The sequence below is a fragment of the Halalkalibacter urbisdiaboli genome (assembly GCF_002156385.1).
In the GTDB taxonomy this organism is placed as follows: Bacteria; Bacillota; Bacilli; order Bacillales; family Bacillaceae_D; genus Halalkalibacter_A; species Halalkalibacter_A urbisdiaboli.
Genome location: NZ_MVJM01000006.1, coordinates 52,453 through 67,116, shown reverse-complemented (window position 1 = coordinate 67,116; position 14,664 = coordinate 52,453). Strand labels below are relative to the sequence as shown.

The 14,664-nt window shown below is 45.9% G+C and carries 12 protein-coding genes and 1 other annotated feature; of the genes, 11 read left to right on the top strand and 1 reads right to left on the bottom strand.

Going from position 1 to position 14,664, the window contains the following annotated elements:
• The 8 genes from B1R93_RS21500 to rsmI form a co-directional block, all read left to right on the top strand.
• A partial coding sequence (locus B1R93_RS21500; protein ID WP_483422324.1) for an Orn/Lys/Arg family decarboxylase occupies positions 1 to 443 on the top strand: 443 nt, incomplete at its 5' end.
• 2 nt (positions 444 to 445) lie between these two features.
• Complete coding sequence (gene tmk / locus B1R93_RS21495; protein WP_088105962.1) at positions 446 to 1,093, top strand: dTMP kinase; 648 nt, start codon at positions 446 to 448, stop codon at positions 1,091 to 1,093.
• Positions 1,094 to 1,098: 5 nt separating this feature from the next.
• Positions 1,099 to 1,428 (top strand): cyclic-di-AMP receptor, encoded by a 330-nt coding sequence (locus tag B1R93_RS21490; protein ID WP_088105961.1) that lies wholly within the window; start codon positions 1,099 to 1,101, stop codon positions 1,426 to 1,428.
• 12 nt (positions 1,429 to 1,440) lie between these two features.
• Positions 1,441 to 2,430 (top strand): DNA polymerase III subunit delta', encoded by a 990-nt coding sequence (gene holB / locus B1R93_RS21485; RefSeq protein ID WP_088105960.1) that lies wholly within the window; start codon positions 1,441 to 1,443, stop codon positions 2,428 to 2,430.
• A 4-nt stretch (positions 2,431 to 2,434) separates the two neighbouring features.
• The gene (locus B1R93_RS21480; RefSeq protein WP_088105959.1) at positions 2,435 to 3,262 is read left to right on the top strand and encodes a PSP1 domain-containing protein; all 828 of its coding nucleotides are present in this window, start codon (positions 2,435 to 2,437) and stop codon (positions 3,260 to 3,262) included.
• 15 nt (positions 3,263 to 3,277) lie between these two features.
• Complete coding sequence (gene yabA, locus B1R93_RS21475) at positions 3,278 to 3,622, top strand: DNA replication initiation control protein YabA (RefSeq protein WP_088105958.1); 345 nt, start codon at positions 3,278 to 3,280, stop codon at positions 3,620 to 3,622.
• Between the two features lie 104 nt (positions 3,623 to 3,726).
• A complete protein-coding gene (locus tag B1R93_RS21470; RefSeq protein ID WP_088105957.1) occupies positions 3,727 to 4,494 on the top strand; it encodes a tRNA1(Val) (adenine(37)-N6)-methyltransferase in 768 nt (255 codons plus the stop codon).
• A 12-nt stretch (positions 4,495 to 4,506) separates the two neighbouring features.
• Positions 4,507 to 5,370: a 16S rRNA (cytidine(1402)-2'-O)-methyltransferase gene (gene rsmI, locus B1R93_RS21465; RefSeq protein WP_088105956.1), complete on the top strand. Its 864-nt coding sequence runs from the start codon at positions 4,507 to 4,509 to the stop codon at positions 5,368 to 5,370.
• Between the two features lie 60 nt (positions 5,371 to 5,430).
• Here rsmI and B1R93_RS21460 read toward each other — a convergent pair whose 3' ends face one another.
• On the bottom strand, positions 5,431 to 5,718 hold the full coding sequence (locus B1R93_RS21460; RefSeq protein ID WP_088105955.1) for a transition state genes transcriptional regulator AbrB: 288 nt from the start codon (positions 5,716 to 5,718) through the stop codon (positions 5,431 to 5,433).
• Positions 5,719 to 5,924: 206 nt separating this feature from the next.
• Here B1R93_RS21460 and B1R93_RS21455 point away from each other — a divergent pair, with 206 nt between their 5' ends.
• The 3 genes from B1R93_RS21455 to metG all read left to right on the top strand — a co-directional run bounded on the left by B1R93_RS21455 (position 5,925) and on the right by metG (position 14,662).
• Entirely contained in the window at positions 5,925 to 6,887 is a 963-nt protein-coding gene (locus B1R93_RS21455; RefSeq protein WP_088105954.1) for a DNA double-strand break repair nuclease NurA, read from the top strand.
• A 59-nt stretch (positions 6,888 to 6,946) separates the two neighbouring features.
• On the top strand, positions 6,947 to 8,779 hold the full coding sequence (locus B1R93_RS21450; protein ID WP_088105953.1) for an ATP-binding protein: 1,833 nt from the start codon (positions 6,947 to 6,949) through the stop codon (positions 8,777 to 8,779).
• Positions 8,780 to 8,859: 80 nt separating this feature from the next.
• Positions 8,860 to 9,118, top strand: a binding site (T-box leader).
• A 3,552-nt stretch (positions 9,119 to 12,670) separates the two neighbouring features.
• A complete protein-coding gene (gene metG, locus B1R93_RS21440; RefSeq protein ID WP_088105951.1) occupies positions 12,671 to 14,662 on the top strand; it encodes a methionine--tRNA ligase in 1,992 nt (663 codons plus the stop codon).
• Positions 14,663 to 14,664 lie beyond the last annotated feature (2 nt).

Sequence of the window (14,664 nt, the reverse complement as noted above, 5' to 3'; positions counted from 1 at the left end):
AGCTGCAGCACGCCTTTAACCAAGTAGGGGTATATCCAGAACTAGCAGATCGTGATCATGTTTTATTCGTTCTTGGATTAGAAGAGTTAATGAATATAGAACCCATTATTAAAAAACTTACTTCAGCATTATCCTCATATTCAGTTATGATAAAACAAAAGAATGATATGTCGTTTCAAGGGGATAAGGTGTCAAAGTTAGTATTATCATCGGAAGAGCTTCAAAGGTATTCACGTACTAAAGTGTCTCTTCATCAAGCAGTAGGGCAAATTGCTGCTGAGGCTATTATTCCTTATCCACCAGGGATACCAATTATCCTTCCAGGAGAACGAATAAAACAAGAGATAATTAAAAAGATACAAGAACTAGAACAAGCAGGTGCCTATTTTCAAGGACATTCATCAATAAATGAAGGAATTTTCATTGTAGAGTTGGAGGACTAGTCATGAAGCAGGGGTTATTTATTACGGTTGAGGGCGGTGAGGGTGCCGGTAAGACAACGGTATTAGATAGAATAGAAGCATATTTAATAAACGAAGGCATTGATGTCATACGAACACGTGAACCTGGTGGGATCCCGATTGCAGAAAAAATAAGAGAAGTCATTTTAAATATGGATCATACGGAAATGGACCCTCGTACGGAAGCACTTTTATACGCGGCGGCAAGAAGACAGCATTTAGTCGAAAAGGTGATACCAGCTCTACAAGCTGGCAAAGTAGTGTTATGTGACCGCTTTATCGACAGTAGTCTTGCTTACCAAGGTCATGCTAGAGGAATTGGCTTTGAAGAAGTTTTATCCATTAATGAATTTGCAATTGAAGGCTATTATCCCGATTTAACGCTTTATTTTGATGTGCCACCTGAGGTTGGAATGGAGAGAATCTCTAGTGATGCAGAGAGGGAGGTTAACCGTCTAGATAAGGAAAGAATGGACTTTCACGTTAAAGTGAAACAAGGCTTTGAGATAGTAAGTGACCTGTATAAAGACCGCGTTGTTAGAATTAATGCCAACCAAGCGCTAGAGAATGTTTTCGATGATGCACTGTACGTTTTAAAGGGTCGCTTACACCTGAAAAATAGCGAGGAGTGATGAGGATGAAATTAATTATCGCTGTTGTCCAAGACCAAGATAGCAATCGATTATCCGATGCATTAATGAAGGCCAATTATCGAGCGACAAAGCTGGCAAGTACGGGAGGCTTTTTACGGGCAGGAAATACAACCTTCCTAATTGGAACAGAGGATGAACATATTGAGTCTGTGTTAAGCTTAATTAAAGAAAATTGTAAAAGTCGAGACCAGCTAGTTGCTCCAATATCTCCAATGGGTGGAAATGCAGATTCATATGTCCCGTATCCTGTAGAAGTACAGGTAGGGGGAGCAACTGTATTTATTTTACCGGTGGAGCATTTTGAGCAGTTTTAAGGGTGAGAGCAAATGAATACGTGGTTAGATTTAAAATTAACACAACCGCTAGTTGTAAAAATGTTAGAAAGAAGCTTAGAGAAAGATAGATTAGCCCATGCTTATCTATTTGAAGGTAGTAGAGGAACAGGAAAAAAACAAGTAGCTCTTCAATTAGCGAAGAGCTTCTTTTGTAAAGAAAGACTAGGAATAGAGCCTTGTCAAACATGTTCGGATTGTAAACGAATTGAGCATGGAAATCATCCGGATATTCATTTTATAACACCTGATGGACAATCTATAAAAAAGGCACAGGTTGAGCATTTACAAAAAGAATTTTCGTATCGTGGTATGGAGTCAGCACAAAAGGTATATATTGTCGAGGATGCCGATAAAATGACAGCAAGTGCTGGAAATAGTTTATTGAAATTTTTAGAGGATCCTACAGCACCAACAGTTGCTATTCTTTTAACAGAACGAGGTTCAAAGATTTTACCGACGATCCATTCACGGAGTCAGCATTTAACATTTGCACCATTACCAAGAGATGCTTTTATGAAAAAGTTGGAAGAGGAAGGGATATCGAGAGTAATTTCCAGTGTGTTGGCAAGTTTAACAACAAGTTTTGATGAAGCAATTGGGCTAACTGAGGGAGATTGGATTGCACAAGCACGAAGCGTAGTGATACAATTATATGAAGAGCTCCATGACAGACCAAGTCAAGTATTTTTTACTCTGCAAGAAAAATGGTTGCCACTTTTTAAAGATAGGCGAGAACAAGAACTTGGTCTTGATTTGATCCTCTTATGGTTACGAGACCTTTTATATATACAGGTTGGTAAATATGATGAATTAACATATATTGACCAACAAAATCAACTGGAACAACAAGCACTCTCTACTTCGCAAGAAAAAATGAGTAGAAATATGTCTGCCGTTTTAGAAGCAAAACGACATCTAAGCGCGAATGTAAACGTTCAGCTTTTGATGGAGAAGCTGTTGCTCAGCATACAGGAGGGATAGACGATTGCATCAAGTTGTAGGCGTCCGTTTTAAAAAAGCGGGCAAAATCTATTACTTCTCCCCAGGAAACTTTGATTTGGAAAAAGGAGAAGCTGTCATCGTCGAAACGTCTAGAGGAGTCGAGTATGGTCGAGTCGTGATCGGAACGAAGTTAGTTGAAGAAAATGACGTAGTTCTTCCATTAAAGCAAGTCATACGGATTGCGACTTCACAGGACAAGCTTAAGGTGCAAGAAAACCGTGAAGCCGCCCAAAAGGCATTTGCGGTTTGTAATGAAAAAATACATGAACATGAACTAGATATGAAGTTAGTTGATGTTGAATATACATTTGACCGGAATAAAGTACTCTTCTATTTTACTGCCGATGGGCGGATTGATTTCCGCGATTTGGTGAAGGATTTGGCTGCTATTTTTCGGACAAGGATTGAGCTTAGACAAATTGGTGTTCGAGATGAAGCAAAAATGTTGGGTGGCATCGGTCCATGTGGCCGCGTTCTTTGCTGTTCCTCATTTTTGGGAGATTTCGAACCGGTTTCGATTAAAATGGCAAAAGACCAAAACCTATCATTAAATCCAGCGAAGATTTCTGGGTTATGTGGAAGGTTAATGTGTTGTCTTAAGTATGAAAATGATATGTACGAATCAGCAAAACAAGAATTACCCGATGTAGGCAAGAGAATATCAACACCTTTCGGGAATGGGAAAGTCGTTGGTTTGAATTTATTAGAACGCTTAGTTCAAGTAGAATTAGGTGAAGGAGAGCGCGTGCTCGATTTTACAATTGATGAATTAATGGAAAAGGAGACCTTGGCGACTGAATCCACAGAATGATGAGGTGGAAGCAACGTGGATAAAAAGGCAATCTTTACGCAGGTGAGTCAAATTGAAGAGCGGCTTGGTGAACTCCATCATGAATTACGTGGTTTAAAGGAGCAGCTCGCCTATTTAATAGAAGAAAATCATTATTTGCATATTGAAAATGAAAATTTAAGGGAACGGCTTGAACCTGAAGAAGAGCCATCTGATGAAACGGCTTCGCAAGAAAAGAAGAAGCCGGCGGTTGGAGAAGGCTATGACAATTTAGCACGTCTGTATCAAGAAGGTTTTCATGTATGCAATACGCATTATGGAAGCATTCGCTCAGATGGTGATGATTGTTTATTCTGCCTCTCCTTCTTACATCAAAAGTAATAAAAAAGGACCTTCCGTACAGCCGGAAGGCCTTTTTACATAGTAAACCAAGCAAGGTCTGCTTAGTTTAGCTTTTACATATTGCAGGAAAAGGGGTTTAAAATGTGCAACTTTGCAATGATGAACGTCTAGATTATATCGCAGGAAGTCATTTAAAAATTATCCAAAGCCCTTCCGTTTTTTCGTTTTCGATTGATGCTGTGTTGCTCGCGAGATTTGCTTATGTCCCGATTCAAAAGGGCCACCTTCTTGATTTATGTACGGGCAATGGAGTCATACCATTTATATTAGCAACACGGAGTAAAGCACGAATTACAGGTGTTGAAATACAAGAACGTTTGTATGAGATGGCGAAGCGGTCAAACGCTCTTAATTCGTTAGATCATCATATATCCTTTTTACATGCGGATATTAATCATTTACCTTCAACGTTGAAGCGAAATTTTTATGATACGGTTACATGCAATCCGCCTTATTTCGAAACAATTACGGAGAACGAAAGAAATCGTAACCCACATTTAGCAATTGCCCGCCATGAAATTCATTGTACACTAGAGGATGTTATTCGGGTAAGTAGTCAATGTGTGAAATCTAAAGGAAAAGTGGCTCTTGTGCACCGACCTGAACGCTTAACTGATATGATTGTTCTCATGCGTAAATATAGGATTGAGCCAAAAAGAGTCCAATTTGTTCACCCGAAAGAAGGAAAGGACGCTAATATGGTGTTACTTGAGGGGATTAAGGATGGTCGGTCGGGTATGATATGTTTGAATCCTATTACAGTTTACAGCACGACTGGAACGTATACAGAGGCATTTAAACAGGTATATGAAGGTGAGCGAATGGAAGATTTGAATCATGAGTCGTTATAAGAGGTGAGGGTAATGAAGCAACAACAAAGTTATCAACGGAAGAATAATAAAGGGAATCTATATCTTGTTCCAACACCAATAGGAAATTTAGAAGACATGACCTTTCGTGCAATCCGAATGTTAAAGGAATCCGATATGATTGCTGCTGAAGATACGAGGCAGACGATGAAGCTTTGTCGACATTTTGAGATTGATACGCCTCTCATTAGTTATCATGAGCATAATAAACAGACGGCTGGTCCTATGTTAATTGAAGAAATGAACAATGGTAAGAGCATTGCCCTTGTTAGTGATGCAGGCATGCCAGCTATATCAGACCCTGGTTATGATCTCGTACAACTTGCCATTCAGGAAGAGCTTTCTGTTATTGCGCTTCCAGGTGCGAATGCTGCTTTAACGAGTTTAATTGCTTCGGGATTATCAACGAACCAATTTCAATTTGTTGGTTTCCTACCACGTCAGAAAAAACAACGATTTGATGCATTAAACGAGATAAAGGAACTCAAGGCAACGTTGATGTTTTATGAGGCACCACACCGATTGAAGGATACGTTAAAGGGGATGTATGAAGTATTAGGGAGTCGTAACATTTGTATATGTCGAGAATTAACGAAAAAATTTGAAGAGTATCAACGTGGAACATTAGAGGATGCAGTAGAATGGTGTGAAGAAGGAACGATAAAAGGAGAGTTTTGCTTAATTGTCGAAGGGGCTACTGAGGTTGAGATTAAAGATCAGTGGTGGGATAGTTTAAGTTTAAACCAGCATGTTGAACATTATATAAACCTCGGTGTTTCATCGAAAGAAGCAATAAAGAAGGTTGCAGTTGATAGAGATATCCCGAAAAGAGAGGTTTATCAAGCTTTTCATACATAAAAGTAAATGGAAAAGGGTGAGTCCGATAGACTCACCCTCCATATTGACTAAATTAGGTTCTTATGCTTGAGAACGAGAAACATATTCTTGAAGATCTTTAATGATCTCTTGAGCACCTTGTGGGCTAAGAATAATTTTTCCACCAGCAATTGAAAGATTGTCATCAGAAACTTCACCAGTAATTTGGCAAGTCATGTTTGGCTTGTACTTCTTAAGAATGATGCGATCATTATCAACATAAATTTCTAGGGCGTCTTTTTCAGCAATATCAAGTGTACGACGAAGCTCAATTGGGATAACAACGCGACCTAATTCATCAACTTTACGAACGATACCAGTAGATTTCATAATAATGTGTCTCCTCTCAGACTTATGCATAGGTTTGTATTTGTTTGTGTCATTATTCGACATTTTTCTATCTGAACTAAGAATACCAGCGTTTCCAAAACAAGTCAATTATTTTTTGTTTATTTATTTAACCAAATAACAGTGTAATTTATGGAAACTGTGTAAGTGTTGATATATATAGGTTTTTTGGAGGGGGATGTTAAAAAATGTTTCAACTCGCACCAGATTTTGTTGAAAAGGTAAAAAAATTAGGAGAATCACTTCGTCAAACGTACCAAATATCGACAGAGGAAAGAAAGATAATTCGACAAAAATTAAAGCAGTCTTCTGCAGTATTTCGACAAATGTACCGTTATTCTCATGAGGATTTGTCGAAATACTTAAATGGGCGCCAGCTAGCAGCGGTTGATGGATCTGTTAATCAAACGAAAGGTGAATCCCCCCATGTTGTTTATCTTTTTCAGGCGTTAGCAAAAACAACGAATGGACAGGAATGTCGTGCCTCGGATGTTTACGCTCCTTTATTAGAGGAACGAACGGATGAGGAAGAAGCTACACAACCAGTAAAGTGGCGGGCTCACTTGCTAGCAAAGCTAGAACTTGAAGTAGCCTATAAATTAATCGAAAGTCAGGAAATAGCATTCATGATGATGGATGGTGCTTTGTATCACTACAGAATTGACGCACCAAAAGAGTGGGATAGGCTTAGAATATTAGCGTTAGAACAAAATGTCTTATTAGTCGGTGTTTCTGAAGAGATTACGACAGAAAATTTAGTAAAGCTACCAAGTTTTTCATCCTTCCAAAAACGCCCCTATTCTTATGATAGAGATTTACTGTTTGGTATATTAGATAAGGGGGAAACCCTGTTTGTTGAAGAAATTCAACAAAAGGCAGGTTTGCAGTCGGTTTGGATGCGCCCAAGCTCGAGCCCTGCCATTACTGGATTTGATATGTTAGAGGAACAGGCCATGCATAAAAATGAAGTTGCAGATCTTTTATATACGTTAACACCAAGCGAAGGTAGAGGAATCCCGTTATGGCTCGACCATATAGACCGGGATGTTCGTGTAACGGACAAGCTAGTAGAAGCCCTAATTGAACAATACATTGACCCTGAAACAAGACAACGCTTTTTCACAAGAAAACGCACCGAACGCCCTTATTAGAGAGCCGCAGGAAGCGGCGGCAGCCAAGCGGGAGTAGAGAGGAAGAGGAGGAGTAATCAATGCAAATTGTTGGCGTAACCACACAGCATGAAGTGTATGTAGCCTCAAAAACTCATAAGTTTAGAATGAATGAAATGTTCGTCATTGAAGATCAGCAATTGAATGAGCCAAAGGGTGAAGTAGTTGAAACCTTTTCCTATAACCGATATATACCAATGGGTTTCGATAAAGGTTTAGTCGATGATCAAGTGTTAAAAACATTAGAACATATCGGCTATGATATAGGAGCAGATGACATTCATTTAGCGAAGGTCCGTTTGTTTGAAGAAGCGACACAGCCCATTCAAACAGGTGCGCACGTTCGACATCCGTCCTTTGAGGAGATTGAAGGCTTGCTAGTAAAAGCCTCTCCGCACGAAGGGATGGTATTAGGTGAAGTAAAATCAACTGATTTTATTGCAGAGTCAATTCCAGCACAGCTGCAGCAACTATTTCATATGCAGGAAAATGACCAGGTTCGTCAGCAAAATGGTGTCCCCTTCATATTTGATATTCGGGCGATGCAGCAATACCCTCATATCGGCGTGTTTGGGGGATCGGGTTCAGGAAAGTCATTTGGGCTTCGCGTGATGCTTGAGGAGTTAATGAAATTATCGATTCCTACCCTTGTATTTGATCCGCATTTTGAAATGAATTTTGCGGCAAGTGCAAAAGGGGTTGGTGATGTACCTTCATATAGAGATAAATATATGGTCGTCCAAATTGGTCGAGATGTAGGTGTTGATTTTTCCGCATTAAGTACAAGGGATGTTGAACGACTTTTATCAGCTGCGGGCTCATTAACTGAATCAATGGTCAATGTCATTCAAAGTATTCATAAAAGACGGGATAGCTACCAATCTTTTAGTGATCGAGTCGCGAATTTAGCAGAAGCATTGGAAATGGGGAAGCAAAAGGTAGAAGGCATTGTAAATGATGGTGGAATGACTCGAGAAGAGATTGAACGGTACGGGACCTTTAAAAAGCTTCTTGATCAATTTGGCAGTCTGCCATTAGCGTCAGTCAAGGGCATACAATGGCGGGTAAACCGTCTGCATCAGGCAGGATTATTTCAACAAAACATTCGTGCGATAGAACAAGGGATTCATGCTGGCCAGCTTGTTGTTGTGCAAGGTGCTGTTTGGCTTCTTCAAGTTTTTTCGAGCTATGTGATAGGGGCTCTATACGGAAAAAGAAGAGCATATAAAGATGCTAAGCTACAACATCAGCAGGCGGAGTTTTTCCCACCTTTTGTAATTGTGACTGATGAAGCTCATAATTTTGCACCAAAAGGGTATGATGCGCCGGCAAAATCTGTTTTAAAAGAAATTGCACAGGAGGGGAGAAAATACGGAGCCTTTCTCATTTTTGCGACACAACGGCCAACGTTACTGGATGAAACGATTACAGCCCAATTGAATTCAAAATTTGTTTTCCGTACAGTAAGAGGCACCGATATTCAAACAATTAAAGAGGAAACCGATTTAACTGCGGAAGAAGGCAAACGACTTCCGTATTTACGCTCAGGTGATGTATTTGTATCCTCTGCTATCATGGGAAGGACAATGGCTGTTCGAATTCGCTTGGCACATTCAACGAGTCCTCATACATTAAACCCATTTGATGAGCTTCAGCAAATGAAAACAAAAGGCGATGAAGACGTGTTGGCAGCAGTTGAACCGTATTTACCTCTTGCCGAAGTTAGTTTAATGAATCATTTGACTGATATTAATAAACAATCAGGGAAATCATGGGATGTTTCAACATGGAAAAGCGAGCTTGAACGGTTATGTGAGCAAGGGAAATTAAAAAAACAAAAAACTCCTTTTGCTACGTTGTATGACCGCCCTTGACAGTGACCAGTTCAATTCGGTATATTTTGGATAGATTTGTGAAAAACTAAGTAAATGAGCAAAATGTATGAAGACCTATAGTAAATCCGTTGAAGGGATGAGTACAATTTATTGTCTATATAGCTTTATGCTAGATCAGAGAGCCGGGGGAGCTGAGAACCGGTATAGATGAGAATTGGAAGATGGTCCTGGGAGGATTTGTTTTCGAGTGTGTTAAAACATAAGGGGACAACGTTGCTGGCGTTAACAGATAGGAGTCACAGACTTCATGAGCCTTTTTGCTGCAAAGTATAAAGGGAATTTTGGGTGGTACCACGTGAGAAAGCTCTCGTCCCGATGCGGATGAGGGCTTTTTTTGTATAGGCGTGCGTTCTTTGCGCGCCGGCAGCCGACGAAGGAGGCTCAAGGTTTTGAAAAGGCGTGCGTTCTTTGCGCGCCGGCAGCCGACGAAGGAGGCTTAAGGTTTTGAGTAGGCGTGCGTTTTTTGCGCGCCGGCAGCCGACGAAGGAGGCTCAAGGTTTTGAAAAGGCGAGCGTTCTTTGCGCGCCGGCAGCCGACGAAGGAGGCACAAGGGTTTGAAAAGGCGTGCGGTAGGTGCGCGCCGGCAGCCGACGAAGGAGGCACAAGGGTTTGAAAAGGCGTGCGGTAGGTGCGCGCCGGCAGCCGACGAAGGAGGCACAAGGGTTTGAAAAGGCGTGCGGTAGGTGCGCGCCGGCAGCCGACGAAGGAGGCACAAGGGTTTGAAAAGGCGTGCGGTAGGTGCGCGCCGGCAGCCGACGAAGGAGGCACAAGGGTTTGAAAAGGCGTGCGGTAGGTGCGCGCCGGCAGCCGACGAAGGAGGCACAAGGGTTTGAAAAGGCGTGCGGTAGGTGCGCGCCGGCAGCCGACGAAGGAGGCACAAGGGTTTGAAAAGGCGTGCGGTAGGTGCGCGCCGGCAGCCGACGAAGGAGGCACAAGGGTTTGAAAAGGCGTGCGGTAGGTGCGCGCCGGCAGCCGACGAAGGAGGCACAAGGGTTTGAAAAGGCGTGCGGTAGGTGCGCGCCGGCAGCCGACGAAGGAGGCACAAGGGTTTGAAAAGGCGTGCGGTAGGTGCGCGCCGGCAGCCGACGAAGGAGGCACAAGGGTTTGAAAAGGCGTGCGGTAGGTGCGCGCCGGCAGCCGACGAAGGAGGCACAAGGGTTTGAAAAGGCGTGCGGTAGGTGCGCGCCGGCAGCCGACGAAGGAGGCACAAGGGTTTGAAAAGGCGTGCGGTAGGTGCGCGCCGGCAGCCGACGAAGGAGGCACAAGGGTTTGAAAAGGCGAGCGTTCTTTGCGCGCCGGCAGCCGACGAAGGAGGGGGAAGGTTTTGTATAGGCGTGCGTTCTTTGCGCGCCGGCAGCCGACGAAGGAGGCTTAAGGTTTTGAGTAGGCGTGCGTTTTTTGCGCGCCGGCAGCCGACGAAGGAGGCTCAAGGTTTTGAAAAGGCGTGCTTTGCGCGCCGGTAGCCGACGAAGGAGGCTCAAGGTTTTGAAAAGGCGAGCGTTCTTTGCGCGCCGGCAGCCGACGAAGGAGGCACAAGGTTTTGAAAAGGCGTGCGTTTTTTGCGCGCCGGCAGCCGACGAAGGAGGCACAAGGTTTTGAAAAGGCGTGCGTTCTTTGCGCGCCGGTAGCCGACGAAGGAGGCACAAGGTTTTGAAAAGGCGTGCGTTCTTTGCGCGCCGGCAGCCGACGCAGGAGGCACAAGGTTGTGAAAAGGCGGGCGTTCTGTGCGCGCCGGCAGCCGACGCAGGAGGCACAAGGTTGTGAAAAGGCGGGCGTTCTGTGCGCGCCGGCAGCCGACGCAGGAGGCACAAGGTTGTGAAAAGGCGGGCGTTCTGTGCGCGCCGGCAGCCGACGCAGGAGGCACAAGGTTGTGAAAAGGCGGGCGTTCTGTGCGCGCCGGCAGCCGACGCAGGAGGCACAAGGTTGTGAAAAGGCGGGCGTTCTGTGCGCGCCGGCAGCCGACGCAGGAGGCACAAGGTTGTGAAAAGGCGGGCGTTCTGTGCGCGCCGGCAGCCGACGCAGGAGGCACAAGGTTGTGAAAAGGCGGGCGTTCTGTGCGCGCCGGCAGCCGACGCAGGAGGCACAAGGTTGTGAAAAGGCGGGCGTTCTGTGCGCGCCGGCAGCCGACGCAGGAGGCACAAGGTTGTGAAAAGGCGGGCGTTCTGTGCGCGCCGGCAGCCGACGCAGGAGGCACAAGGTTGTGAAAAGGCGGGCGTTCTGTGCGCGCCGGCAGCCGACGCAGGAGGCACAAGGTTGTGAAAAGGCGGGCGTTCTGTGCGCGCCGGCAGCCGACGCAGGAGGCACAAGGTTGTGAAAAGGCGGGCGTTCTGTGCGCGCCGGCAGCCGACGCAGGAGGCACAAGGTTGTGAAAAGGCGGGCGTTCTGTGCGCGCCGGCAGCCGACGCAGGAGGCACAAGGTTGTGAAAAGGCGGGCGTTCTGTGCGCGCCGGCAGCCGACGCAGGAGGCACAAGGTTGTGAAAAGGCGGGCGTTCTGTGCGCGCCGGCAGCCGACGCAGGAGGCACAAGGTTGTGAAAAGGCGGGCGTTCTGTGCGCGCCGGCAGCCGACGCAGGAGGCACAAGGTTGTGAAAAGGCGGGCGTTCTGTGCGCGCCGGCAGCCGACGCAGGAGGCACAAGGTTGTGAAAAGGCGGGCGTTCTGTGCGCGCCGGCAGCCGACGCAGGAGGCACAAGGTTGTGAAAAGGCGGGCGTTCTGTGCGCGCCGGCAGCCGACGCAGGAGGCACAAGGTTGTGAAAAGGCGGGCGTTCTGTGCGCGCCGGCAGCCGACGCAGGAGGCACAAGGTTGTGAAAAGGCGGGCGTTCTGTGCGCGCCGGCAGCCGACGCAGGAGGCACAAGGTTGTGAAAAGGCGGGCGTTCTGTGCGCGCCGGCAGCCGACGCAGGAGGCACAAGGTTGTGAAAAGGCGGGCGTTCTGTGCGCGCCGGCAGCCGACGCAGGAGGCACAAGGTTGTGAAAAGGCGGGCGTTCTGTGCGCGCCGGCAGCCGACGCAGGAGGCACAAGGTTGTGAAAAGGCGGGCGTTCTGTGCGCGCCGGCAGCCGACGCAGGAGGCACAAGGTTGTGAAAAGGCGGGCGTTCTGTGCGCGCCGGCAGCCGACGCAGGAGGCACAAGGTTGTGAAAAGGCGGGCGTTCTGTGCGCGCCGGCAGCCGACGCAGGAGGCACAAGGTTGTGAAAAGGCGGGCGTTCTGTGCGCGCCGGCAGCCGACGCAGGAGGCACAAGGTTGTGAAAAGGCGGGCGTTCTGTGCGCGCCGGCAGCCGACGCAGGAGGCACAAGGTTGTGAAAAGGCGGGCGTTCTGTGCGCGCCGGCAGCCGACGCAGGAGGCACAAGGTTGTGAAAAGGCGGGCGTTCTGTGCGCGCCGGCAGCCGACGCAGGAGGCACAAGGTTGTGAAAAGGCGGGCGTTCTGTGCGCGCCGGCAGCCGACGCAGGAGGCACAAGGTTGTGAAAAGGCGGGCGTTCTGTGCGCGCCGGCAGCCGACGCAGGAGGCACAAGGTTGTGAAAAGGCGGGCGTTCTGTGCGCGCCGGCAGCCGACGCAGGAGGCACAAGGTTGTGAAAAGGCGGGCGTTCTGTGCGCGCCGGCAGCCGACGCAGGAGGCACAAGGTTGTGAAAAGGCGGGCGTTCTGTGCGCGCCGGCAGCCGACGCAGGAGGCACAAGGTTGTGAAAAGGCGGGCGTTCTGTGCGCGCCGGCAGCCGACGCAGGAGGCACAAGGTTTTGAGAAGGCGTGCGTTCTTTGCGCGCCGGCAGCCGACGAAGGAGGCACAAGGTTTTGAAAAGGCGTGCGTTCTTTGCGCGCCGGCAGCCGACCGGAGGAAGGCTTAAATGAAAAAAAGGAGGAATTAAGGTGACTAACGAAAAAAAGACTTTCTATATCACGACACCGATTTATTATCCAAGTGACAAACTACATATTGGTCATGCGTATACAACAGTGGCAGGGGATGCAATGGCACGTTATAAACGATTACGTGGCTATGAGGTTCTTTATTTAACAGGAACAGATGAACATGGTCAAAAAATTGAACAAAAGGCATCAGATAAAGGGCAAACACCACAGGAGTTTGTTGATGAAATTGTAAGTGGTATCCAAAAGCTTTGGAAGAAACTCGATATTTCCTACGATGACTTTATTCGGACGACAGAAGAGCGTCATAAAGTAGTTGTAGAGGAAATTTTTGAACGTTTACTAGAACAAGGGGATATTTACTTAGACGAATATGAGGGATGGTATTCCATTCCTGATGAAACCTTTTATACAGAGCGTCAACTCGTCGACCCAGTCCATGATGGAGACGGGAAAGTTATTGGTGGAAAGAGTCCGGATAGTGGGCATCCTGTTGAAAAGGTTCGTGAGCAATCGTACTTTTTCCGGATGAGTAAGTATGCGGATCGTTTATTAAAATTTTATGAAGAAAATCCTTCATTCATCCAACCGGAATCTCGAAAAAATGAGATGATTAACAATTTTATTAAACCAGGATTAGAAGATTTGGCGGTATCACGCACCTCTTTTAAATGGGGGGTTCAGGTTAGAAGTAATCCTAAGCACGTTGTCTATGTATGGATAGATGCACTATCAAACTACATTACCGCTCTGGGTTACGGAAGAGACAATAGTGAACTATATGATAAATTTTGGCCTGCAGACGTACACTTAGTTGGAAAAGAAATTGTTCGCTTCCACACCATTTATTGGCCGATTATGCTAATGGCGCTTGATTTACCATTACCTAAAAAAGTTTTTGGGCATGGTTGGCTCCTTATGAAGGACGGAAAAATGTCGAAATCGAAAGGGAATGTCGTGGATCCAGTGCCTCTTATTGACCGATACGGATTGGACGCCCTTCGCTACTACTTACTTCGCGAGGTCCCGTTTGGTTCTGACGGTGTCTTTACACCTGAGGGGTTTGTTGAGCGCGTGAACTACGACTTAGCAAACGATCTTGGAAACTTATTAAATCGTACTGTGGCCATGATTAATAAATACTTTGACGGGAATATGCCAGTCTATATTAAAGATGCCACACCGTTTGATGCATCTTTATTAGAGCTTGTCGATGCAACGGTTGAGAAGGTTGAAAAGGCAATGGAGGAAATGGAGTTTTCAGTTGCTTTAACAGCGATTTGGCAGTTAGTAAGTCGGACGAATAAATACATTGATGAAACACAGCCTTGGATGCTTGCAAAGGATGAGACGAAGAAGGAAGAGCTTGGATCAGTCATGTATCATCTTGCTGAATCACTACGCTTTGTTTCAGTTCTCATTCAACCATTTATGACAGAAACACCAAAGAAAATTTGGTACCAGCTAGGTTTACAAGAAGAACAGACAACATGGGAATCATTACAGTCTTTTGCTCAAATTCCAGCAAATACAACGGTTCAAAAGGGAGAGCCTATTTTCCCTCGTCTTGATGCAGAAGAAGAGGTCAATTATATTGTTGAGCAAATGGGTGGAAGCCGTGTAAAAGTAGAAGCAACTGAAACAAAAAGTAAGGACGTTCCAGAGGTAGATGAGATTACAATCGATGATTTCTCAAAGGTAGAGCTGCGAGTCGCTGAGATATTGAAGGCTGAACCTGTTGAGGGGGCGGATCGATTATTGAAGATTCAGCTCGATCTTGGTTTTGAGAAGCGTCAAGTAGTCTCAGGTATTGCAAAATACTATTCATCAGATGAATTAGTTGGAAAAAAAGTCATTTGTGTAACAAATTTAAAGCCAGTGAAGCTTAGGGGTGAGTTATCACAAGGGATGATTTTAGCTGGTTCTAAAGGTAAGAAGCTAAAGCTTGCAACGATTGATGGCAGCCTTCCAAATGGAGCTCAAGTAAAATAACA